The organism is Levilactobacillus fuyuanensis (assembly GCF_003946395.1).
Taxonomy (GTDB): Bacteria; Bacillota; Bacilli; order Lactobacillales; family Lactobacillaceae; genus Levilactobacillus; species Levilactobacillus fuyuanensis.
Window position 1 is genome coordinate 113,407 of record NZ_RHNZ01000006.1, and the last position, 24,066, is coordinate 137,472.

The 24,066-nt window shown below is 49.1% G+C and carries 22 protein-coding genes; 2 read left to right on the forward strand and 20 right to left on the reverse strand.

Features of this window, described 5'->3' with window-relative positions; translation table 11 throughout:
- Positions 1 to 53: 53 nt before the first annotated feature.
- From topA to EKM73_RS04465, 10 genes are all read right to left on the reverse strand, one after another.
- Positions 54 to 2,165, reverse strand: coding sequence for a type I DNA topoisomerase (gene topA / locus EKM73_RS04420; RefSeq protein ID WP_125700772.1), 2,112 nt, complete (start codon positions 2,163 to 2,165; stop codon positions 54 to 56).
- Between the two features lie 132 nt (positions 2,166 to 2,297).
- Entirely contained in the window at positions 2,298 to 3,191 is an 894-nt protein-coding gene (gene dprA / locus EKM73_RS04425) for a DNA-processing protein DprA (protein ID WP_125700773.1), read from the reverse strand.
- A gap of 27 nt (positions 3,192 to 3,218) precedes the next feature.
- The gene (locus EKM73_RS04430; RefSeq protein ID WP_125700774.1) at positions 3,219 to 4,004 is read right to left on the reverse strand and encodes a ribonuclease HII; all 786 of its coding nucleotides are present in this window, start codon (positions 4,002 to 4,004) and stop codon (positions 3,219 to 3,221) included.
- Complete coding sequence (ylqF, locus tag EKM73_RS04435) at positions 3,997 to 4,860, reverse strand: ribosome biogenesis GTPase YlqF (protein ID WP_125700775.1); 864 nt, start codon at positions 4,858 to 4,860, stop codon at positions 3,997 to 3,999. The genes EKM73_RS04430 and ylqF overlap by 8 nt, the downstream gene beginning before the upstream one ends.
- A 562-nt stretch (positions 4,861 to 5,422) precedes the next feature.
- The gene (locus tag EKM73_RS04440) at positions 5,423 to 6,370 is read right to left on the reverse strand and encodes a CAP domain-containing protein (RefSeq protein ID WP_125700776.1); all 948 of its coding nucleotides are present in this window, start codon (positions 6,368 to 6,370) and stop codon (positions 5,423 to 5,425) included.
- Between the two features lie 75 nt (positions 6,371 to 6,445).
- Positions 6,446 to 7,363, reverse strand: coding sequence for a hypothetical protein (locus tag EKM73_RS04445; RefSeq protein WP_125700777.1), 918 nt, complete (start codon positions 7,361 to 7,363; stop codon positions 6,446 to 6,448).
- A gap of 404 nt (positions 7,364 to 7,767) precedes the next feature.
- Positions 7,768 to 7,989 (reverse strand): YozE family protein, encoded by a 222-nt coding sequence (locus EKM73_RS04450; protein ID WP_125700778.1) that lies wholly within the window; start codon positions 7,987 to 7,989, stop codon positions 7,768 to 7,770.
- A 15-nt stretch (positions 7,990 to 8,004) separates the two neighbouring features.
- The gene (locus tag EKM73_RS04455; RefSeq protein WP_125700779.1) at positions 8,005 to 8,607 is read right to left on the reverse strand and encodes a YpmS family protein; all 603 of its coding nucleotides are present in this window, start codon (positions 8,605 to 8,607) and stop codon (positions 8,005 to 8,007) included.
- A 55-nt stretch (positions 8,608 to 8,662) separates the two neighbouring features.
- Positions 8,663 to 9,592 carry a GDSL-type esterase/lipase family protein gene (locus EKM73_RS04460; RefSeq protein WP_125700780.1) on the reverse strand — a complete coding sequence of 310 codons (930 nt, stop codon included), beginning with the start codon at positions 9,590 to 9,592 and terminating at the stop codon, positions 8,663 to 8,665.
- A gap of 64 nt (positions 9,593 to 9,656) precedes the next feature.
- The gene (locus EKM73_RS04465; protein WP_125700781.1) at positions 9,657 to 10,508 is read right to left on the reverse strand and encodes a DegV family protein; all 852 of its coding nucleotides are present in this window, start codon (positions 10,506 to 10,508) and stop codon (positions 9,657 to 9,659) included.
- Positions 10,509 to 10,675: 167 nt separating this feature from the next.
- On the opposite strand from EKM73_RS04465, the gene trhA reads away from it, so the two are divergent.
- The gene (trhA, locus tag EKM73_RS04470; protein ID WP_125700782.1) at positions 10,676 to 11,317 is read left to right on the forward strand and encodes a PAQR family membrane homeostasis protein TrhA; all 642 of its coding nucleotides are present in this window, start codon (positions 10,676 to 10,678) and stop codon (positions 11,315 to 11,317) included.
- A 152-nt stretch (positions 11,318 to 11,469) separates the two neighbouring features.
- Here trhA and EKM73_RS04475 read toward each other — a convergent pair whose 3' ends face one another.
- The 4 genes from EKM73_RS04475 to EKM73_RS04490 are packed head-to-tail and all read right to left on the reverse strand — an operon-like array spanning position 11,470 to position 16,061.
- A complete protein-coding gene (locus tag EKM73_RS04475) occupies positions 11,470 to 11,961 on the reverse strand; it encodes a dihydrofolate reductase (protein WP_125700783.1) in 492 nt (163 codons plus the stop codon).
- A 19-nt stretch (positions 11,962 to 11,980) separates the two neighbouring features.
- Positions 11,981 to 12,931 carry a thymidylate synthase gene (locus EKM73_RS04480; protein WP_125700784.1) on the reverse strand — a complete coding sequence of 317 codons (951 nt, stop codon included), beginning with the start codon at positions 12,929 to 12,931 and terminating at the stop codon, positions 11,981 to 11,983.
- A 12-nt stretch (positions 12,932 to 12,943) separates the two neighbouring features.
- Positions 12,944 to 14,839, reverse strand: coding sequence for an ABC-F family ATP-binding cassette domain-containing protein (locus EKM73_RS04485; RefSeq protein WP_125700785.1), 1,896 nt, complete (start codon positions 14,837 to 14,839; stop codon positions 12,944 to 12,946).
- Positions 14,840 to 14,867: 28 nt separating this feature from the next.
- Positions 14,868 to 16,061: a CCA tRNA nucleotidyltransferase gene (locus EKM73_RS04490; protein ID WP_125700786.1), complete on the reverse strand. Its 1,194-nt coding sequence runs from the start codon at positions 16,059 to 16,061 to the stop codon at positions 14,868 to 14,870.
- A 245-nt stretch (positions 16,062 to 16,306) separates the two neighbouring features.
- On the opposite strand from EKM73_RS04490, the gene EKM73_RS04495 reads away from it, so the two are divergent.
- A complete protein-coding gene (locus tag EKM73_RS04495) occupies positions 16,307 to 17,200 on the forward strand; it encodes a YitT family protein (protein WP_125700787.1) in 894 nt (297 codons plus the stop codon).
- 126 nt (positions 17,201 to 17,326) lie between these two features.
- Here the strand turns inward: EKM73_RS04495 and EKM73_RS04500 are convergent, their stop codons facing one another.
- From EKM73_RS04500 to EKM73_RS04525, 6 genes are all read right to left on the reverse strand, one after another.
- The gene (locus tag EKM73_RS04500; RefSeq protein WP_125700788.1) at positions 17,327 to 18,589 is read right to left on the reverse strand and encodes a tetratricopeptide repeat protein; all 1,263 of its coding nucleotides are present in this window, start codon (positions 18,587 to 18,589) and stop codon (positions 17,327 to 17,329) included.
- A 235-nt stretch (positions 18,590 to 18,824) separates the two neighbouring features.
- Positions 18,825 to 19,100: an HU family DNA-binding protein gene (locus EKM73_RS04505; RefSeq protein ID WP_011667553.1), complete on the reverse strand. Its 276-nt coding sequence runs from the start codon at positions 19,098 to 19,100 to the stop codon at positions 18,825 to 18,827.
- A 242-nt stretch (positions 19,101 to 19,342) separates the two neighbouring features.
- Entirely contained in the window at positions 19,343 to 20,650 is a 1,308-nt protein-coding gene (gene der / locus EKM73_RS04510; RefSeq protein ID WP_125700789.1) for a ribosome biogenesis GTPase Der, read from the reverse strand.
- Positions 20,651 to 21,148: 498 nt separating this feature from the next.
- Positions 21,149 to 22,459, reverse strand: coding sequence for a 30S ribosomal protein S1 (rpsA, locus tag EKM73_RS04515; protein ID WP_125700790.1), 1,311 nt, complete (start codon positions 22,457 to 22,459; stop codon positions 21,149 to 21,151).
- A 79-nt stretch (positions 22,460 to 22,538) separates the two neighbouring features.
- Positions 22,539 to 23,219: a (d)CMP kinase gene (cmk, locus tag EKM73_RS04520; protein ID WP_125700791.1), complete on the reverse strand. Its 681-nt coding sequence runs from the start codon at positions 23,217 to 23,219 to the stop codon at positions 22,539 to 22,541.
- 33 nt (positions 23,220 to 23,252) lie between these two features.
- A complete protein-coding gene (locus EKM73_RS04525; RefSeq protein WP_125700792.1) occupies positions 23,253 to 23,885 on the reverse strand; it encodes a LysM peptidoglycan-binding domain-containing protein in 633 nt (210 codons plus the stop codon).
- Positions 23,886 to 24,066 lie beyond the last annotated feature (181 nt).

Sequence of the window (24,066 nt, forward strand, 5' to 3'; positions counted from 1 at the left end):
GGTCAACGCCAGTGAAACGAATTTGACTATTAGTAACGCTTCCGTGAAGCCGCCTACTTTTGTGGCGCTTCTTCGTAGTCGCCGTTTGGACAAACAATCTGAATACCGCCACGAATCTTCTTGGCGACCAGATAGTGACCATCCTTCGGGCAATCACGGCCGACTGGCTTGTCCCATGAGACAAAGTCACAGTCGGGATAACGGGAACAACCGTAGAAGATCCGGTTCTTCTTGGACTTACGTTCGATGACTTGGCCCTTATGACAAACGGGACAAACGACACCGATTTCCTTAACGATTGGCTTAGTGTTGCGGCAATCTGGGAAGCGTGAGCAAGCGTAGAACTTTCCGTAACGGCCCATCTTGATGACCATTGGGGCACCACAGATGTCACAGTCAAAACCGGCTGGTTCGTCACGAATCTGGATCTTTTCGATGGCGTCCTCGGCATGCGCAACTTCGGTTGAGAATGGCTTGTAGAAGTCATCGATGATCTTGACCCAGTCCTGCTTACCTTCTTCAACGCTGTCCAGTTCGCCTTCCAAGTCGGCCGTAAAGCCAACGTCGACGATATCTGGGAAGTAGTCGTTGATGATATTGTCTACGATTTCACCCAGTTCAGTGGGTTCAAATCGCCGACCGACCAACTTGACGTAGTACCGGCGTTGGATGGTATCTAGCGTTGGCGCGTAGGTTGATGGCCGACCCACACCGTTTTCTTCCAGCGCCTTGATCAGGTTGGCTTCGGAATAGCGTGCAGGCGGCTGCGTGAAATGTTGGGCCGGATCGGTCTTGGCCAGTTTAACCTGGTCACCGATCTCGAGGTCAGGCAAGAGGTTATCCTTTTCCTTACCATCCTTGTAGATTTTCAGGAACCCTTCGAACTTCATCTTGGACCCGTTGGCACGGAACGTCACGCCGTTTTGGTTCAGCGTCACAGCCATGGTATCCATGATGGCGTTGGTCATCTGACTAGCTACAAAGCGATTCCAGATCAATTGGTACAACCGGAATTGATCCTTGTTCAGCCGTTCCTTCAGGCTAGCTGGCGTCCGGAATACAGAGGTTGGCCGGATGGCTTCATGGGCATCCTGCGCCCCTTCTGGCAGCTTACCCTTGATGGGCTTGGTTGCGGCGTATTCGGCACCGTATTTCTCATGAATAAAGGTTGAGGCCTCGTGCTTAGCGATACTGGAAATCCGTGTCGAGTCGGTCCGCATATAGGTAATGAGCCCCTGTGTGCCTTCCTTACCCAAGTTGATTCCTTCGTAAAGCTGTTGCGCGGCCATCATGGTCTTCCGCGTTCGGAAGTTCAACTTCCGGTTAGCGTCCTGTTGCATGGAACTGGTGGTAAATGGTGGTTGTGGCGAACGCTTCCGTTCCTTTCGAACCACGTTGGTGATGTCAAAGTCACCCTTTTTATCCAGTTTAGCCAAGACATCTTGAACAGCGGCGTTGTCCTTCAAGCCAGCCTTCTTCCCATTGAGACCATAGAAGCTGGCACCAAAGGTACTCCGAGACTTCTTGAAGTCGGCATCGATCGTCCAGTATTCTTCGGGTTGGAAGGCCTTGATTTCCTTTTCCCGTTCGATGATCAGTGACAAGGCAATGGATTGCACCCGGCCGGCACTCAGACCCTTTTTAACCTTTTTCCAGAGCAGTGGTGAGATGGAGTATCCCACTAACCGGTCCAGAATCCGACGGGCTTGTTGCGCGTTAACCAGGTTCATATCGATCGTCCGGGGCGTCTTGAAGGCTTCCTTGACGGCGTCCTTGGTAATTTCGTTAAAAGTGACCCGGTTCTTGTCGTTGACGTCCAAGTTCAGGATATGCGCCAAGTGCCAGGCAATTGATTCTCCTTCACGGTCAGGGTCAGATGCGAGGTAGACAGCTTTGGCCTTCTTGGCCTCAGCCCGCAACCCTTTGATCACATCACCCTTACCCCGAATGGAAATGTAATGCGGGTCGTAGTTGTTATCGAAGTCGATTCCCATCGAACTCTTAGGTAAATCTCTGACATGGCCGAGACTTGGAACGACCTTGTAGGTTCGTCCCAAATATTTTTCAATCGTCTTGGCTTTAGCCGGTGATTCAACGATAACTAATTTTTTTTGCGGTTTCCGCCGCTTCTTTGTACTAGCTTTCGCTTTTGACTTAGTCGGCAAATCACATTACTCCCTCGGTTGGTAGGTGGTAAAGCCCCGCTGAACGCGCTTCCTTACCCCTACTTACTTGTTTTTACGACGAACGTGGTGTTCGTAATTTTTTCACTATAATCCCACTCATGGTATTTCAAGTCAGGGTACCTTGTCAACTAAAAGTTCTTCTATTATATGTTCAGAATTCAAGATTGGCTTTGCCCCAGCGAAAATTAATTCGTTGGTGCCAACGGAATTTTTGCCATCAATCGTCCCTGGAACGGCCAGTACATTTCGATTTTCCTGCAGGGCAATATTGGCCGTAATCAGACTACCAGAATGATGGGCCGCCTCGACGACCAATACACTCTGTGCCAGACCGGCAATGATCCGATTCCGTTCGGGAAAGTGGTGCCGGGCGCCATTCGTTCCCCACGGATATTCCGACAGGACCAACTGCTGATGGGCTAACGTTGCCATGAGGTCGCGGTTAGCGGCCGGATAACATTTATCTAGTCCAGTACCAATCACCGCAATCGTCGTTCCTCTGTGTGCGAGTGCCACTTGATGTGTCATGGTATCGACGCCCTGAGCCAGGCCCGAGACCAGACACACCCGTTGTTCCACCACGGCCGGTAAAAGTAGACGCATGGCCCGAACGGCGTAATCAGTCGGCTTGCGTGACCCAACCACCGCCAATTGTGGGGCTTGCAGGCGGCGCAAGTCACCTAGAAAATATAAAGCGAGCGGCGGCGCATACGTTTCCCGTAGTTGTGGCGGATACGCGGCATCGACAATCGTTAGACAGCCACTGTGCGTCAGGTTTTCCGTCACGGTATCGTTCATGTCTCGGCTGAATAATTCGAGTTGTAGCGCATTGGCCACTACGGCGGTCAGGGACAGTTCATCGGCGAATTGAGAAACCACGGTTGGATCAACCTGGCGAATCTCGGGGTGGCCGTCCAGCCACCGCCAACAACTATTAGCAGTCCGTTGGCCGACCCCAGTCACCAAATTCAAGCGCATGAAAAAATCACGAAGTGTCAGTTGCAAGTTAACAACCTCCTAGTCTCTTTAAGACTAACTCCGTGATTGAGCGGCAATTATTTTTTGAACGGGCGAAAAAGTTTTCCGGTGAATCGGAGTCACACCCCGGTCCGCTAGTCCCGCAAGGTGTTCAGCCGTTCCGTAACCGGCATTTTTTTTGAAGCCGTAGCCCGGGTACAGCCGATCATAGGTGTCCATCAGATGATCTCGATAGACTTTGGCGACGATACTGGCCGCGGCCACACTGGCACTCTTGGCATCTCCCTTGATCAGTCGCGTTTGCGGTAAATCAACCGGAATCTGCATGGCGTCAACAATCAGGTGCTGCGGCGCGACGCCTAGGCCTAAAACGGCACGCTGCATGGCGACCCGCGTTGCCTGATAAATATTGATCTGATCGATTAAGTCACTGCTGCCAATACCAATGCTAACGGCGGTGGCCTGTGCGAGAATCAGCGGATACAGACGTTCACGTTCCTTGGGTGTCAACTGTTTGGAGTCGTTGACCAATGAAATATCGAAGCTTTGCGGCAGAATCACCGCACTCGTGACGACAGGCCCGGCCAATGGGCCCCGGCCAACTTCATCGATACCGGCGACCAGCTTGCCCATCGCCCACAGGTCGCGTTCATAGTGTAAGCGCTCTTGAAAGGCTGCCTCAGCCTCTGCTTGCTTGTTTAAGCGACGTTTGATCTGCGTCAGGAGTAATTGGGCCCCTTTGCGTGAGTCGGCCGCCAGCACGTCAAGACGGGGGTCTGTGAGACTGATAACATCTGCCAGATCCTGTTTGAGACTGGTAAGACTGGGTTGCTTAGTCATTGTGGCTGTCGCCTACCTCTGGTGCACGGTCCAGCGTGAAGCCACCAAGTTTCTTGTGGCGCGCATCCAGAATCAACCGGTCACTGGCCCGCAGGTAGTCATCACGCATACCCACTTTTTCTGTGATCTTCAAGAGCAAGTCCACGTCGCTCAGGTCGAGATCGGCCTCAGCCAGATGGTAACGGTCGATCAGGGCAGCCCGGTGGTACTTGCGGAAAAAGTTGAGGGCAAACAGAGCAACATCATCTTTAGCGTAGAGCTTTTCCTTGATAGCGCCAGTCACTGCTAACTTTTGCGCGGTCTCTTGATCCTTGAACTTGGGCCAGAGAATACCGGGGGTGTCGAGCAGTTCCAAGTGTTTGTTGGAGCGTAACCATTGCTGACTCTTGGTGACACCAGGCGTATCGCCGACCTGGGCGGCCTTACGGTTGACCAGGTGATTCAACAAGGTGGACTTGCCGACGTTGGGGACGCCGACCGTCATAGCGCGCATTGGTCGCTCCTTGAGCCCCTTTGCCTGTTCCGCTGCTAGTTTATCAGCCAGAATGCTCATAGCAATCTTAGTGATCTGCTTGGGTGTCACGTTAGCTCGCGAATCGATGGCAAACGCCGGTTGATTCTGTGAGCGATAATAGTTTAACCAGGCCGCCGTTTGCTGTGGGTCGGCCAGGTCTTTTTTCGTTAAAATAATCAAATGTGGCTTGTTCTTCGCAATCCGTGCCACTTCGGGATTACGTGAAGAAGCCGGAATACGGGCATCGACAAGCTCAAAGACGATGTCGACTAGATGGACGTTTTCTTCCATCTGCCGAATTGCTTTCGCCATATGCCCCGGGAACCATTGAATAACTGCCATAGTTTGTAACTCCTTTGATACCAAGGATTTGACGCCTCGGTGTTCTTGAATTTGCTGGAATTTGCCCAAAATTTGCCATATGGTGATTCCATATTGGGCAAACTTACGCATTACTTTTACTGATTTCTGTCGCGTACAAGTCCGGTTGTGTGTACAACCAATTGTAGTTTGTGTCTTAACATGAAGGTTTGCTTTTAGCAATTAAGAATTTCTTTGCTCTGCAATTAGCTGAGCAGCCTTGTCCGTTAATTTTCCTTTCGGGCTTGCTCGATATGCGTAATTTTTTACCCCTTCATTTGCAAGCAAATCGAAAGGTACCAGAGAATCTGAGTAACTAGCCTAGTTTACCATTTTTTAGCCATTTCAGATAGTGGTGATATTTTGGGATCGTATGAACGCTAGCTTTTTCTGTTGGGTGACTTGCATAAAAATATATCGTTCGGTTCAACATGCTTATTGGCTGGATGATTAGACCAGCCGGTTGTCGGTAAATAAACGCCCACTCAAATTAATCTGAGTGGGCGTTGGTATAAAGATGAAAGAGACGTTGAATTAGTGAGTGTTACTTAGTGCCAAGAACAGTGGCGTTCCAAACAGTTTCACTAACGGTATTTGATTCAGGAACATATGAGCCGCCAACACCGATCACATTGTATGATGGGTTAAGTAGGTTGTTACGGTGACCGTAATTGCTGTCGGCATCGTCATAAATGTAACCTAATACTTCGGCTTTACCTGCATTATATGATGAATCGATAACGACATTGATTTTGGCGTTCTTATCGTAATCAAGATCTGAGTTTAAGCCATGAGAAATCATGTTAGGAGTTGTGTTTCCGATGTTTTCAGCGTGTGCATAATTGATTCCAGCAGCCTTGGCATCAACGACAAAGGCGATTTTGCCATCGCTGGTGTAGTGAGTTGGGTTGGTTAATTGGTCAACTGACCGTTTTTGCGCGACGTTGTTCAATCCTGGGTCTTCGTTCAAGGCTGAGATACCGCGCTTAGCTCGTTCAGCATTGACAGTATCTAAGAAGCCTTTGCGGTAGTCGCTTAAATTCATTGTGAACTTCTTACCCTTAGATAAACGAGCGAAGTCGGATTCATCGTTCCAGTTTGAGCTAGCGTATGGGTTGTAGGTTGAAGTCGTCTTCAGGGACTTGTTGGAAACCTTCTTCAAGTAGCCGTTCCAGACCCAACCAGTGTGGTTAGAGCCAGTCTTGAATTTGTAGTAGACGCGCTTGTGGCCGTTAACCGTGACGTGAGATGAATAGTAGCCGGTGACGTACTTGCCGTATTCGCCTAACTTAGCACCGGTCTTGTGCTTGATCTTGCCGTTTGAGTAAATAACGGCCTTCTTGTTGGTGACCTTGTACGTGCGATCTTTGATGTTCTTGTAGTAACGGAATTTGGTGTTAGCTGAGACATTAACTGGGTTGGTGGTGACCATGACCCCGGCGCCCCCGGCAGAAGCTGCGATAATCGCGATTAGTTTAGTGATTCTTGTCATGATAAATTTCTCCTAACAGTAAATTTAATCCATCTGTTCCAATTCTTGAATAATGACAAATAATATTCCCATTGTCTATTCTTCTTCGCTAACGTGCTTTGTGCCTACCTTGTCAAAGTCAGAAGATGTTTCCTTATTTGTCGTTTTAGTCATCAAAAAAGTCGTATTCGAATCATTTGTAGGATTTGTATAGCCGGTATACATTTCGTTCAAAATCTTGACAGGTTTGTCGTAAATTAGCTGGAAACCATTAGTCATTGTGTAGTGATAATAAACAGGTACACCTATCTCTTCAGTATCATCAGTTTTCAGCGGTTTTAATTTTGCTGAATCTGTTTCTAAATCCCAACGTCGGTGTGTAATATTTTCAAAATTCACATTATTACCAGAATTATCGGTTTTGACTTTAGCATTTATCAATTTTGCTGTGGGTTTTGCATACTTGGGAGTACGTCCTAAGACTGTATCTTCATTAGCTTTCAAATAATTCAAATCATCTCGGTACTTCTGCAGAGTTTGTAATGTCACTTTATGTGTGTCACGAAAGTAGTCTGGATGTTTTTTATAATATTTATACTCGCTCTCTGTCTTTTTAAGAATATTACGTATGTATTCGGTGTTGCTTGTGTCATGTATATATTCTTTGTAATATTCTTTATCCTTTTTTTGCACGATGGTAATAACCTGCTTATCACTTTTGCCATTAATATCACGCATACTAAAATCATAATTTGGCATGTTATAAACAGTTGCTTTTCCATTCTTGGTCACTAAGATCTGTTCGATGTGCGTGTCCTTACTCAACTCGTAATCACTGTCAGCATCCGATTCGGCCATGTACCAAATTCGCTGATTGGATGACTGCGCGTCCTTGATAAAGGAAACCTTCTTCTCATTAACCTGATTAGCCCCTGATTGCCCACAAGCTGACAATGATAAAATTGCTGTACCTAATAATGCTACGCCCATCAAGCGCTTTACATAACGTTTCATATCCGAACTCTCCTCAAACATTTTATTTAACTAGATCAGTCGGCAGAAACGTAAGCTAAGCGACACCAGTCAGTACTGACAGCAATGCAAAGCACCTATTCATTATTTACGTTCTCCGTATTGATCTAATCTACAAAATAAAGCACCCCAAAATAAGGGATTATAAAATTTATTATACAACAATAGTGTAATATTTTCCTTGAATATATAAAAATAAGGTATTTTAATCCACTACAAAATTACAGAATTATCTTGTAACGTTGACAATGTTATGAAAGAGAAGATCAATCATGCAAACCGCCATAAGGCAAATAAAAAAGCCCGTTATACGGACTTTCTCGTTAAATAGACTTCGTAAATCACTTAATAGTTGCGGAGAAATCATCTGCAATCACGTCACTAGATTAAGCCAATGCCGCCAAATACATCTGCCAAGCGTCATCAAAAATCGTCATTGATGGCAGATAAGGTGCGTTCTCTTCAAGATACTTGGATAAGGAGTCAAACTCCGTATCCTGCTTGGGAAACGAGCTGTCGAGAAAGGCATTGTTAGCAAAAGTTGCGACTGGGTCGTAGCTTTCGGGATTACGTTGCGTCATTAAATATTGGTAAAACGTCTTGGGCATGAAGCGCCTCCTTAGTTAGTCTGGAATCCGAGCTTGGAAAACAAACTTACCGGCACCAGACATATCGATCTTTTTAGCGGCATACGAGAGTTTCTTCCCGTTACCGATGGCTGTCAAGTGAAGTGTGGCGGTCTGTGCTCTACTGTTCATCGCAACCCACTTAGGCAGCGGATAGTTCTTCGCAATATAGCTCATGACGAAGCTCACAGGCACAGGCAATGACCCGATGGAGAGCTTCTCGGCCTTCAACTGCACGTCTCCTGAGGATAACACGGTCGGCTTCAGGAGTAAAACAAAATTAACGTTAGCGCCTAAGACCTTCGTCGATCCCGTCAGGATGGCGTGGTCGGTCACTTGAAACGTGTACTTCACGTCTTGGCCCTTCAGAGACTTATTGACGTAGTAGTCGGCGAGCGCATTGACCTGCTTCTTATTCAGAGTGACATCGATGTTAGTGGTCTTGGTCGCTGGCGTAGCCGTTGAGGCGACCTTCGTCGTTCCCATGGCTTTGACGCCAACCGTGATCATGGCAATGACCAGGACGGCGACCAGGGCTAGGAAGCCCCACTTCCACCAATTTCGTTGGGATTTAACTTTCGGAGCTGAATGACGCTGCATAAATAATTCCTCCTTGTTTCAAACACGTTAAACTTGCCGCAAGTATGGGTTCACCCTACTTTAGCAACCACTGTTCGTGAGCCTGCATTTCCTTGAAAACGTAGCGCGTCATCAGGCGGTAGCCCTTGGCGTTCGGATGGAAATGATCTACTGGTGATAAGTAATCATTCAATTCATCACTCGCATCGCTGGCGAGAATGGTTTTCTGGAAAGTCTTCGTTGAAATCTTGCCGTTATTGACGTCCTGTGACGTACGCTTCAACTTAGCCTGCTGCGTAGCGGACTTGAATTGTCCCACCGATAACGGCCGACTAATGTCGACCATGTAGAGGTCCTTGTAGGACTTGGCTGTCTTGGTCGTTGTCGCGTTCCAACCATCGACGGCGTTCGTGATCTGGTCAATATTGGCAAAGTAGACGTAGACCGGATTGTAAATGGTATACAGGAAGATCGGTGCGGTCGGATTATACTTGCGAACCGTGTTCAGCAGACTTTTGAGCTTCTTCTGATACGTGGCCTGTGCACTGTCTAGTTGCGTATTGAGCTTCGACTGCTGGTTGATGGTGACATTCTTGGTTAGCGTCTGCAGGAGGTCGTTACCCCCGACCGTCATCACGATGGCCTGTGACTTTTCAACCTGGCGTTGCATCGTTTTACTATCGACCAAGCGTTTTTCAATCTGATCACTGCGGTCGCCAGACTTGCCATAGTTGTGCATGATGACCTTGACCTTATCGTGGTGGTGAATCTTGGTCTTAAGGCGTTGCGTGTACCCGCCCTTATCCTGTTGATCACCGACCCCTTGTGTCAATGAATCTCCCAGTGCCACGACCCGCACGACCTTCCGCCGGTTCACGGCATTGGGATGTGCGCCGTTGAGCGTGGTCCGGGCGCCCGGATGCCAGTACGTTAAGACTGCCAGCGTGACGAGCACGATCAGTAGAGCGACCCCTACGATCTTACTGAGTCCTTTTGCATTTTTCACTAAGAATCCCCCCTCGGGATAAAGAAAAAGCGGTGGCCGTGCCACCCCTTTTCTCGGTTAACACTTATTTAGTTGGATCGGTGTAGTACATCAATGCGAAGGCGCCTGGGCCCCCATGGGTGGCAATGATAGGTACCGTTTCACGCACCAGCACGTCTTTATCGGGTAAAATCTCGTGCAGATGGCCCTGAATCTTATCGATCGATTCGAAAGCTTCCACGTGAGAAATTCCGATAGATACGATGTCCGGTGTCTGTTTGATTTGTTCGTAAACTTTATCAAAGTACCGGTCGATGGTCTTCATACCGCGACCCTTGGCCCGAATCTTCAGCTCGCCGCCAGTTACTTGCAAAACAATCTTGATGTTTAACAGTGACGTCAACATACCGGCAGCCCGGCTAAGCCGACCACCCTTTAGAATGTTTTCCAAGGTGACGATGCCCATGAATAACTTGGTGTGATCACGAACGGCAACGGCACGATCCAGAATGGCCTGCTTGTCGGCACCTTCAGCGGCCAACTTGGCTGCTTCAATCACTTGAAAGGCCATCGCTTGGTCGGTATACTGCGTGTCAACGACCGTAACATCAGTCTTAGACAACTGCGCAGCCTGTTCGGCGGTGTGCACTGTGCCACTGATAGCGGCTAACATGTTGAAGCAGATGACGGAACTGCCATCTTCGCCCAACTTGTCAAAGGTTTCCACGAACTTGCCTAATGGCGGCTGGCTCGTCTTGGGTAACGTCTTAGACGTCTTCATCTTTTCAATGAATTCTTGATTGGTAATTGATTCCCGTTCAACGTAAATGGTGTCATCGATCATGACCGTCAACGGGATAATGGTAATATTGTAATCCTGGATTTGCTGGTCGGTTAGACCGGCAGAAGAATCCGCAACAATTTTAATTTTAGCCATGGGTATCCCACTCTTTCTGACCAGAGATTTTGGTTTATGCTACAATATGCGTAATGGAACATACGGTAATAGTATAGCAGAATTGTTGAAATTTTTCAGTAATTCTACTAACTCGCCGATCTGATTATCAGAATTTTCTGATAACAGTCAACGAAGGAGGAATTTGTTTGGAAAAAGAACGGAGTCGCACGTATCAAATCGTCAATGAAGTCCTTAATGCGGTGACCCACGGAATCGGTGCGGCGTTGAGCATTGCCGGACTGGTCATTCTGATTCTACAAGCACACGGCGAAGGTGGCAGTCTCCGCATGACGACGTTCCTGGTCTACGGTATCATTTTGGTCTTGTTCTACCTGGCCTCAACACTGTTTCATAGCTTGTACTTTACCCGCGCCAGCCACGTCTTTCAAATATTTGATCATTGTGCGATCTATCTGTTGATTGCGGGAACCTATACCCCATTCAGTTTGTTAGTTGTCGGGGGCAAACTCGGCTGGTGGATGTTCGGCATCATCTGGGCCATGGCCATCGCCGGTATCGTCTACAAGGCTATCTGGCTAGGAAAGTTCCAGGTTCTCTCCACTGTTATCTACGTGGTGATGGGCTGGATGTGTCTGATGGGGATCGGTCCGCTATATCGTGGTCTGGGGCCCGTTGGTTTCGTGTTACTATTCCTTGGTGGCGTTGCCTTCACCGCGGGCGCCGTGCTTTATAGTTTCAAGGGCGTCCCGTTTGGTCACGTCATCTGGCACCTCTTCGTCATGCTCGGGACGGGTCTGATGTATTTTTCAATTCTGTTCTACGCCTAGTTTGGCAATAAAATATTAACTATAAAAGACGTTGTCCACGTCCCTTCAATCGCAATTGAAGCACGGTGGCACAACGCCTTTTCGTTTACATTTTTGGAGTCTGAAGCGTCCCCACAGCAGGTGGAATTTCTGGTAGCCGGAGTGCGACCAATTTACCGCCGTTGATACTGCTCAAAGTGGTAGTCGTAAGGATTTTTATCGTTGCGAATCCCCGGCTGGGTCGCAATCAACTGGAATTTTTCATAGTCGATGGCGGGCATCCAGGTGTCGCCAGTGAAATTGGCATCAATCACCGTGCGATACAGAAAGTCCACGTCGTCTTGTAACCCGACAAACAGCTGAGCACCACCGACAACGAAAATCTTATCGTCCGAGTGCGCTGCTGCATAGGTCCGCACAGCATCCAGCGAGTCCAATACAATGACTGTATCGGGGAAATTGCCAGCTGGTTGGTGCGTCACTACGATGTTTTGCCGATTCGGTAACGGCCGACCAAAGGATTTGTACGTCCGTGCGCCCGCCACGATGGTGTTTCCCGTCGTGACCGTTTTGAAGAAGTGCATGTCGGCAGGTAGGTGCCACGGCAACTGACCGTTTTGGCCAATCACACCGTTGTGCCCTTCCGCCCAAAGAAAGATTAACATGGCTGTGCCTCCAATCTAGCTAAACGGCGACCGGCGCTTTGATGGCCGGTGCCGGATCATAACCCGTGACCTTAATGTCTGCCATTTCATAATCAAAGATGCTCGATTTGTCCGGATTTAACCACAGTTGTGGCGCTGCTTTCGGTGTTCGAGCGAGTTGCGTTGTAATCTGCTCAATATGGTTACTGTAGATGTGTGCGTCACCCAGGGTATGCACGAAGTCGCCCACTTCCAGGCCAACTTCCTTAGCAATTAGGGAGGTCAACAAGGCATAGCTCGCAATATTAAACGGCACGCCCAGGAAGATATCCCCGCTACGCTGGTAGAGCTGGCAACTCAACTTGCCATCGTTGACGTAGAACTGGAACAGGGTGTGGCAGGGTGGCAAGGCCATGGATGGTACATCGACGGGGTTCCACGCTGAGACGATCATCCGCCGGGAATCCGGATGTGTCCGCAGGGTTTCGATAACGTTCGCAATTTGGTCGATTGTCTCACCATTCTTGCCCTGCCAAGCCCGCCACTGACTGCCGTAGACCAAACCGAGGTCACCGTAGTGGTCGCCAAAGGCCTGGTCGTTGAGAACACGGTCGTCAAAGGCTTTTTTCTCCGCCTGATACTGCTGATTAAAGTCAGCATCAATCAGTGAGCGACGACCAAAGTCGGTCATGTCTGGACCGTGATAGTCAGGGCTTTCGATGAACCGCTGAAAGGCCCATTCGTCCCAGATATGATTGTGGTGTTGCAGAAGAAACCGAATATTCGTATCACCCTTTAGAAACCACAGTAATTCCGACTTAATTAAGCCGAAGGGAACTTTTTTTGTGGTCAGTAACGGGAAGCCTTCCTGCAAGTTGAACCGCATTTGGTAGCCAAATAGGCTCAACGTCCCGGTTCCCGTGCGGTCGGACTTGCGATGGCCCTCGTTTAAAACTTTCTTGGCCAAGTCTAAATAAGCATCTTCTAGCATTCTAGTCAGCTCCTATTCCGCGTACTCGCTAAGATATTCCCAACGTTCCATCTTCTCGTCGAGCTGCTTGTCGAGGCCGTCGAGTTGCGCCTGTAGGTCGGCCAGCTTATCGTAGTTAGCCCCGTTGGCGTTCATGGCCGTTTGGACCTCAGACTTCTGACTTTCAAGACCGTCAATCACGGCCTCAATGCCTTCCCACTCCTTTTGTTCGGCGTAGGTCAGCTTAACCTTCTTCTTGGGCTTAGCGGGCGCGTCATCGGCGGGTTTAGTCGTCTTTTCTTTGACCGGCTTGGTCTTGGCCTTGCTAGCCTTCTGAGCGTCATCCAGGTAAGCACTGAATTGCCCAGAATACCGATCAATTTGACCGTTACCGTCAAAGATCAGTAATCGATCGGCGACCTTGTCCAGAAAGTACCGGTCATGAGAAACCGTAATGACGGTTCCTGCAAACTGAGAAATGTAGTCTTCCAAGACGGTCAAGGTGCTGATATCCAGGTCGTTGGTCGGTTCGTCCAAGAGAAGCACGTTCGGCTGTTCCATTAGAAGTTTCAGCAGGTATAGCCGGCGTTTTTCACCACCAGAAAGCTTACGGATCAGCGTCCCGTGCATGAACCGTGGGAAGAGGAATTGTTCCAAAAGCTCAGTCACGCTGACGGAATTCCCCGCCTTGTCGGTCACGTTTTGCCCCACTTCGGAGAGGTAATTAATCATCCGTTTGTCATCTGGAATAGGTTCGATCTGCTGGGTGTAGTAAGCCATCTTGACCGTTTCCCCAATCGTGACGATCCCAGAATCCAGTGGCAGTCGTTGTGCAATCACATTGAGCAGGCTGGATTTCCCAGCGCCATTCTCCCCACTGATCCCGATGCGTTCACCGCCCTGAATCAGGTCGCTAAAATCTTTGAGGATTGTGTGGCCGCCCAAGGATAAGTTAGCATCCTTGAGTTCGATGACCTTCTTACCCAGACGCTGTTGCCCTAATGAGATCGACACGTTGCTTTGAACCTGCCGTGTACCGACGTTGCTGGCAATATCGTTGAACCGGTTGATTCGGGCCTGTTGCTTAGTTGAACGGGCCTTGGCGCCGGCCTTCATCCAAGCCAATTCCTTTTTATACAGCTGTTGTTGTTTCTGGTCGGCATCGGCTTCCTGGCTGACACGTTCCGCCTTTTCCTGTACATAAGCTTGGTAGTTACCAGGGTATTGGTAGAGCTTCCCGAAGTCGAGTTCCCAGATTTGGTTGGCAATTTGATCCAAGAAGTAGCGATCATGGGTGACGACCAGTAAGGCCCCTTTGTAGCTAGCCAAGTACTGTTGTAGCCAAGCAATGGAATCAAAATCCAAGTGGTTGGTCGGTTCGTCTAACAAGAGTAAATCTGGCGATTGAATCAACACTTGTGCCAGACCGACCCGCTTGATCTGTCCACCAGACATGGTCTTAATCGACTGTGACAGGTCGGTGACCTTCAACTGGGTCAGAATCGTCTTCACGTCGCTCTCGGCGGTCCAGGCTTCCTCTTCGTTCATCTGTGCTTCGGCGTCCAAATAACGCTGTTGGGCCTTCGCATCTTCGGGATGGTCCCCATAGGTCGCCAGTGCCGCCTCATAACGGCGAATCGTGGCGAAGACAGGCTGATCACCAGAGAATACGGCGTCCATGACTGTCAGATTTTCATCGAGATCGGGCTTCTGCGTCAGGTAGCCAATGGAATAATCCTTGGGCGTTGACAGCTCGCCGGATTGCTCGTTGCTGATGCCGGCTAAGGTGTCCAGCAGCGAGGTCTTACCGCTCCCGTTAACCCCAATCAAGCCGATCCGATCATGTTCGTTAATAATGAAATCTAAATTATCAAATAAGATTTTTTCACCGTAAGTTCGGTGTAAATTTTCTGCGCGTAAGGTTTGCATAGTCTCTTCACTCTCTTAATTAAGATTCTTAAGCAGTTGCTTGGGCCACCAAGGCGTCGTGGGTATTCGCCACGGCACCGGTCACGACCCCGTATTCTAAGTCGCCGAGAATGGCTCCCAGTTGCGGGCCCGGTTGAATGCCGGCCTGCATGAGATCCTTCCCAGTGATGGCCAATTCTTTCTTGTGTTGGATCGGTAGCGCCGCTAACTGTGCCGTCAGAGATGCCAGACGGTCCGGCGCCCCTAAAATAACGGCGACCTCGTTGGCAATTGGCATCAGATCGGCACCACACTGATAGAGTTGCCAAGCGTTCAGCGTTCCCTGCAGCAGTAGTGCGGCCGTCTTACTGGTCGTTTGGACAGCATTGATGGTTTGATTGGCCGTTTTCCAATGTTTCATAAAGGGCGTAACTGCCGCCGCTTCTAGGCCAAACTTGGTAACCAGCAGCGTCCAGGCAGCCGTCTCCGATGACGCACCGTGAACGAGTTGCGTTGTGAGTTCCTTTAAAGCCGTCTCGTGGGGGGCAAAGTCTGGACAATACTGCCACAAGCCGGTCGCCATGAGATCGGTCAGGCCGCGCTGAGGCGTCTTTCCCTGGAGCAGCTTCAACAGTTCTACCTGCGTCCGTTCCACGGCGATCTTCGTCAGGAGTTGCGCGTGGGCCGTAATGGCCGCCAACGTATCCGGTACGATCGTAAAGTCCAATTGACTAGCGAATCGGACCGCCCGCATCATCCGTAGAGCGTCTTCATGGAATCGCTCCTGGGCATCGCCCACGGCACGAATCTGTTTATTCTCCAAGTCGGTCAGCCCATCAAATAGGTCGATGACTTCCCCGTTTTCACGCATAGCTAGTGCGTTGATCGTAAAGTCACGGCGCTTGAGATCCTCGGCCAGTGAGCGGACGAAGGTCACTTGGTCAGGCCGGCGAAAGTCGGTATAGGTCGATTCGGAGCGGAACGTCGTCGTTTCGTAGCCAGTGCCATGGTCCAAAATCATCACGGTGCCGTGCTCGATACCCGTGTCGACCGTCCGCTTGAAGAGGTGCTTGATCTCATCGGGGTAGGCACTGGTGGCGATATCGACATCGTGAATGGTCTTGCCCAAGATGGTGTCCCGCACGCTGCCGCCAACAAAGTAGGCTTCATAGCCCGCCTGCTCAATCGTCTGTAAGACTGGGCGTGCGTGTTCAAATTCTTCCGGTAACTGTTCCAACTTCATGTTAAATTCACCTTTCGCCGGCCGAAATAGCCGATTGTTCTACGCGCTTAACGTGATCGGTAGCTGGGGGGGATTCCCTACCAGTCGTTATCAATCAGTCAGTGTGCTCTATATGCCAGTCTAACAGATTCCTCGAGAGAATTGAATTCAAAGTCACCGCTTCTCCGCGAGTTTGTCGCCTGTTAGCGCTTGCGCTGTGCTATGATGGAAAAGTAAAAATTTTATTTTGGTTAGGAGAGAACGTCATGACACAAGTTAAGGACGAATCTATCCGGCTGATTGACCTATTGATGATTGGGATTGGGTGTGCCACCATGGCTTTTAGCCTGGTGTTCTTCAACATCGCTAATAATTTGGCGGATGGTGGGATCTCCGGGATCACACTGATCATCCGGGCGCTATTCCATTTGGACCCAGCCTACTCAACGATTCTGATCAACGCACCCTTATTGTTGATCGGCTACCGGTTTCTAGGTCGGCAATCACTGATCTATACCATCTATGGGACGGCCATGTTAGCCCTATTCCTCTGGATCTGGCAACGGGTCCCACTCGCAATTGACCTTCACCACGACCTCTTGCTCGCGTCTCTGGCAGCCGGATTAACCGGTGGTCTGGGTTCCGGCCTCCTCTATCGGTACGGTGGGACTACTGGGGGAACCGACATCGTTGCAAGAATCATGGAGCGGTTTTACGGCGTACCCATGGGCCAAACATTGCTGTGGCTGGATGTCGTGATTCTCTTGATTTCACTGGTTTACATCGATATTCAACACATGGCCTACACCTTGATTTACTCCTACGTCTTCGCCCGGCTCGTGAATTTCACGCAAGAAGGTGCCTACGCTGCTCGGGGGATCATCATCGTTTCCGACCAGTACCAGGAAATCACGGACAGTATCATGGATGAGCTACAGCGTGGTGTGAGCTTGGTCAGCGGCGAAGGTGGCTTTTCCCATAAACCCCGGCAAATGATCTACGTGGTCGTCGCACCCAGTGAGCTTCATCGACTGCGGCAAATCATTGCCCGGCACGATTCGAAAGCCTTCGTTTCCGTCATTAACGTTAATGAGGCTTTGGGTGAAGGATTCTCCTTTGCGCGACCGAAAAAGAACTTTCTCAGCAAGTTCAAGCCTTAGTGCTGGGTTGGCAACCGCGGTTTTTGCGGTTGCTTTTTTGATAGATTATAAGTTAAAGTAATTATTGTGTGCTTGCTCAAGTAAAAAAGAATGATCCCTCGGAACCATTCCTTCTTCTCGTTTCACTTAAATATCTTGATAGCCTTCCAGCATCAATGCCATTTCAGCGTCATCCGGCACGACCTTCAGATAAGCCTGTAACAGCTTGACGACCTGGTCGCTGGCCCCTTCTTCACGATAGAAGTAGATGGCTGGCTTCAAGAAGTCCGGCTGATCCATAAAGAATGGCGCCGCCGCATCATAGTACTTCCGGGCACCGGCAAAGTCTTCTTGATGGTTCGCCGTGACCGCCAAGTTCCAATACAGCTGGGGATCGGCGTCTTCGGCCTTCACATATGGCTTAGCCAAAGCATCGTTCTCGTCCCAACGCTCTTGCTTGACGTAAAGGTTACTCAACTGGATCACCGCAGCCAGATCATCGCTGTCAAGCTCGTGGCCCTTCTTCAGGTATTTCTCGGCCAAGGCCTCATCATCCAATTTAGTAGCCACGTGAGCCGCCTGGAGCCAGAGCTTCTCGTTATACTGGTCAACACCCAACCCCTCTTGTAAGGCCGTCAGCGCCTCTGGTAATCGGTTTTCCTGCTCCAGTGCCTGACCCAGGTATGGGTAAAGTGAGGTGTAGTGTTCATCACTGTCCTTCAACTCGTTGAAGAGGTTGATAGCCTCGGTCCGTTCCTTAAGTTGCAGGTAGGTAAAGGCCGTTTCGAATTTTACGTCCGGCGTCATATCCCCGGTATGAATCTGCTTGAGGTAGCCGATAGCCTGCTCGAAGCGCCCAGCGTTGGCATACGCCACACCAAGCCGCTCCACCAAGTTAACCTTGGAGAACTCGGTCGTACCAGCCGTAATTAGGTCTAAATACAGCGGTATGGCCTTTCTGAACTCACGCATGGTATTGTAGAGCTCGGCCAAGGCAAACGTGATGACGGGCTCGTCAGGGGCCAATTTTTTGGCCGTCAACAATTTCTGCTCACTAACTTCGAAGAGTTCCTGCGTCTGGTAAAGGTCAGCTGCCACCATCAAGGCTTCCACGTAGGCTGGGGAGTCCGGGCTGACCTGGTTCAGGTAGTCCAAGGCCTCGTCGTTCTTATCTTCATCAATGGCGATGTCGGCCAGGTTCGTCCGCAATTCGTCTTCATCGGGATACTTCTTCAAAAGCTTCTCGTAGATTCGTCGTGATTGGTTCAGGAATCCCAGGGAGTAAAGCTCCTCGCCTAGGCTAAACAGGGTATCATCGTCATCGTGACGCAGTGACAAGGCATACTGCTTCTTGAAATCGTCGAGCTGTCCCTTTTCCAATTGGTCAAGTGCCGTTTGTGCGTAACTCATAACCCGCCTCCATTTAATTCACTGTTAGGTACTGCCCCGCTACGCTTGCGTTCCACGTAGGTGCAGCACAGTTTCATTCTGTTAAATTCACTAAAATTGACAACTCATTTAATTATACGCAATCCCATCAAACAAGGAAACCATAAACACTCAGTCCGCCCCAAAATTTGGATAATAAAAAACCAGTCCGACAATTGCCGACCTGGCCCTTTACCTATTAAATAATTAATTGTAATTACTTAACAGCATCCTTCAAAGCTTTACCTGGCTTGAATGCAGGTACTTTGCTTGCTGGGATTTGGATTTCTTGTCCAGTTTGTGGGTTACGGCCCTTACGAGCTGCACGTTCACGTACTTCAAAGTTACCAAAGCCGATCAATTGAACCTTTTCGCCTTTTGCTAACGTTGCTTGGACAGAATCGAATACTGCATCAACTGCAGCAGTTGCGTCCTTTTTAGTTAAACCAGTTGCAGTTGCAACGTCGCTAACCAATTGTGCTTTGTTTGCCATGTTTGAATTCACCTCCTGCAATGAAGATTAGATGAATGCCATCTAGTAGTCATTTTTGAGTGGTCCAAAAATGATGAAACAAATACGGTCAACCGCATCATTTCTTAATCAAAGATAGCACAGGAAGCCTTATATGACAAGGGATAACGCCATTTTTTAGCAATTATCCCGTAAGATTTATGATTTTTGACGAAAAATGGGTCAAAATCGGCCTTAGAGTAAGACTAAAGCGTTTTTTTTACCTACTTCCGCGCACGCTCGATCAGATGGATCGGTGTCCCCTCAAAATCGAAATGTTCTCGGATTTGGTTCTCCAAGAAACGTTCGTAAGAGAAGTGCATCATCTTGGGATCGTTAACGAAGACCACAAAAGTTGGTGGTGCAATGGCCACTTGGGTCGCGTAGTAAACACGCAGCCGTTTCCCATTGTCGGATGGTGTTGGGTTCAGGGCGATTGCGTCCATGATAACGTCATTCAAGGTAGCGGATTGGACCCGCTTGTTGTGGTTCTCGGAGACCCGCTTGATCATTTCAGGCAGTTGATCGAGTCGTTGCCCAGTCTTCGCCGACACGAAGATGATTGGAGCATAGCTCAGGTATTGGAACTCGAGACGAATCAGGTTCTTAAAGTCAGTCAGCGTGTGGTTATCCTTCTTCAGAGTATCCCACTTGTTGACCAGGATAATGATCCCGCGACCAGCCTCATGGGCGTAGCCGGCGACTCGCTTATCTTGTTCACGAATACCTTCTTCAGCGTTCATGACCATCAGAACGACGTCGGAATTGTCAATTGCGCGCATGGCCCGCATGACACTGTATTTTTCAGTGTTTTCGTAGACTTTACCACGCTTACGAATCCCGGCCGTATCGACCATGGTGAACTCGGTGCCGTCAGCGGTAAACTTCGTATCGATGGCGTCACGGGTAGTCCCAGCCACGTCAGAGACGATGACCCGGTCTTCACCCAAGATGGCGTTGACCAGAGAGGACTTCCCAACGTTTGGCCGACCAATCAGACTAAAGCGAATGGTATCGTCCTTAGGTGCACCGGTATCGTCAGGAAATTCCTTAACGACGGCATCCAGCAGGTCACCTAAGCCCAACCCATGGGCCCCGGAAACGGGGTATGGATCGCCTAAGCCTAATGAGTAGAAGTCATAAATAGACTCCCGCACTTCAGGGTTATCGGCCTTGTTGACCGCTAAGAGAACTGGCTTGTTAGCTCGGTACAAGATTTTAGCCACGTTTTCGTCAGCATCGGTGACCCCTTCAGGTGCACTCGTAATGAAGACGATGACGTCGGCTTCTTCGATGGCGATTTCCGCCTGTTGCGTAATTTGGGTGATGAATGGTTCGTCACTGAGGTCAATCCCCCCAGTATCGATCATCCGAAATTCAGTTCCCAGCCATTCGGCACGCGTATAGATTCGGTCACGCGTAACCCCTGGGGTATCTTCAACGATTGAGATTCGTTCACCGGCGATCCGGTTGAACAGGGTCGATTTACCAACATTAGGACGACCCACGATTGCGACTACGGGATAAGCCACGACAAATCCCTCCTTTTTCAAATCAATTTAATTTTTAATACGAGTTACATAGATGTTACCATCCGCCTTACCGGGTGGCAAAAATAAACTGGAACGCTAGGGCGGACGCTGAAAGCCACAAACCGGTCTTTCAGCTTGTGGTGGAACCTCCAAAACCGAGTTTCCATCACACCAATTCACTAAGCGGTACAAACCACCGCAAAGTGAATTCCCACAGCTGAGCTTACTTTTGCCACCCTCACGGCTCACATGGATGACTCACATTCATGTATTAACCATGTAAACCATGCTTCGAGCACCAACATCTGCTCACAAGAGTCATAGTCTACACGATAATCGGTTAACTGTCAAAACTGGCGGTCACTGTTTCGCCGTTGCGGGCTTATTCTCAGGCTCATTGGCGACACAGTTAAACTTACCCCTGATGACATGAAAAGGGTTCGGAGCGAAACCAACAAAGTTCCGCGCCAAACCCTTCTTCAACCAAACGTAAACGTATTAGTTGTTTTCGTTGTCTTCCATGTCCTTCTTCAGGCTGTCCCCAATGAGGTCACCTAAAGAGAAACCAGTGCTTTCTTCTGGGGCGTTAGCCGTTGAAGTTTCAGCAGAGTTCCGGTTGTTACGACGACGGTTGTTGTTGCCACCGTTGTTGTTCCGGCTCCGGTTGTTATTGTTGCTACTGTGGCTTTCGGAAGCTTCGTCACCAGATTGTGGCTTTTCTTCCAAGGCCTTGATAGACAATGCCAAACGGTGGTCATCTGGACGTACATCCAAGACCTTAACCTTGATTTCTTGACCAACCTTCAGAACGTCAGCAGGCGTTGCGATGTGTTGGTGAGAAATTTGGGAAATGTGAACTAAACCTTCAACGCCAGGGAATACTTCAACGAAGGCCCCAAAGCTAGTCAAACGCTTAACAGTACCGTCTAAGACGCTACCTTGTGGTGCCTTTTCTTCAATACCATCCCAAGGTTCTGGTAAGGTTTGCTTGATAGAAAGGGAGATCCGGTCGCGGTCAGTATCAACAGATAAGACCTTAACCTTAACTTCTTGGCCCACCTTCAAGACATCGCTAGGCTTTTCAACCCGTTCAAAGGCGATTTCTGAAACGTGAACTAATCCATCAACACCGCCAAGGTCAACGAAGGCACCAAAGTTGGTCAAACGGGCAACTTTACCTTCGACAACGTCGCCAGCAGTCAACTTAGCCATGATTTCAGCCTTTTGTGCTGCGCGTTCCTTTTCAACCAATGCACGGTGAGAAAGGATCAGACGGTTTTCGCTAGGTTCGATTTCGACAATCTTGAATTCCAGGGTTTGGCCCTTGAATTGAGATAAGTCTTCGACGAAGTGGTCAGATACCATAGATGCAGGAACGAATCCACGCACACCAGCATCAACGACTAACCCACCCTTAACCACTTGGGTAACGGGTGCAGTCAACGTATGACCTGCTTCGAATTCCTTTTGGATGTCGTCCCAAACCTTGCGGGCTTCCAAACGACGTTGTGACAGTAAGTAACTGCCGCCTTCCTTGTCAGTACCAATACGAGAAATTACGACGAGGTCCATAACGTCCCCGACTTTAATTACAGAATTAATATCATCAACTGGCTTCGTGGAAAGTTCCTTCTTTGGAACAACCCCTTCAATACCAGTATCAGCAATACCGACGATTGCTTGTTGGTCGTCATCGATCGTTAAGACTTCACCCTTAACGACGTCACCGACTTTAACGTTATCGATGCTGTTTAAAGCATCTAATAGTTCGTTATTTTCATTGTTTTGACTCGTGCCATTTTCACTCATGCGAATTTTTCCTCCTTGCGACAACTCTAAATACCATTTTAGCTGATTATGCTGTTAAAAGCTAGTAAAAAGCCCATTTCTATAGGGATTCTTTTTCTTGGATGATTTCAGCGATACGATCGGCCACTTCCTGGATGGACATGGACGTCGTATCGAGCCGAATTGCATCCGCTGCTTGGGTCAGTGGTGAGATCTTGCGCGTCGAGTCTTTACGGTCCCGTTCCTCGATCTCATACTTCAACGTTTCCAGTGGTGTATTGATACCCTTCGCCGCGTTATCCTTCAACCGACGTTGTGCCCGTTCTTCGACACTCGCCACCAAGAAAATCTTGACCTCGGCCTTTGGCAATACGGTTGACCCAATATCTCGACCATCCATGACAATACCGCCAGCATCAGCAATCTGCCGTTGGCGTTCTGTCAATTCAGCCCGAACGGCTGACTGGGCCGAAATCTGTGAAACGGCATTCGTCACGTCCGGTTGGCGAATCGCTAAGGTCACCTCGGTATCGTCGACGAAGACCTTTTGAACGGGAGTCCCGGGTTCAAAACGAATTGTGATCTGATTCAAGAGGGCCTTCACGGCGGCCTCATCGTCTAACGCCACACCCGCTTGTAAGACTTTCCAAGTAATGGCGCGGTACATGGCACCCGTATCACAGTATATGTAGTGAAAACGCTGTGCAACAATTTTCGCCACGGTACTCTTCCCAGCCGAGGCTGGGCCATCAATGGCAACCTGTAATCCTTGTTTATCCATCAAACCAAACTCCCTATAAATTGAAATTAAATCCTACTTTACACGTAACTTTTGACCAGGGTGCAATGCAGCACCTGAAGACAGGCCATTTAATTCAAGCAACTTATCAACTGAAATGCCGGCATTCGTTGCGACCCGGTAGACCCCTTGGCCGGATTCGACGGTCGCATACTTTTGACCAGCGGTGCTGCTTGAACTCGTACTGCTACTAGTTGTTGTACTACTGCTAGTGGCTGCTGAGCTGCTATGGCTGGTGGTAGCCGAAGAACTGCTAGTCGTCTTAGCCGAACTAGCAGTCGTGGTAGATGTCGTTGATTTTTTGTGGCTCGTTGAAGCAGCTTGCTTCTTCGATGATGCCTTACTTGATGATTTATGGGAGCTCTTGGCCTTCTTGGAGGACGAGCTAGACAAACTAGCCGCGACCTTCTCGGTATTTTGAGGCCGGTTGACCGCACTTTGACGGGCTAGGCCGTAGACCAACGAGGCTGCCGCAATCACGATGATAATTGCCACCAAAATGATGGTAACCATGGTATTGCTATGATTTTGTCGCCGCATTTTCGTTCGTGACAGGTTTCCCTGATCGTCGCGATCATCGGCAAACGAGGAATCCCATGGATGGGACTCCTGTTCCTTCGACGTTTGATCGTCACGCTTTTGACTCATCATCTAACCTCCCTGAAAAACTTTCAACCGTAATTGTACCACGCTGAAGATTTTTTAGGTAGCTATAATTGTTTGAAGTATCGATATGACGGCATTCTTCAAAATCTCTTAATTATTTTACCTACAGTTAATTATGGATTGTGAATTCTTGTTATAGCTAAACTAGTCATCGGCGATCTTT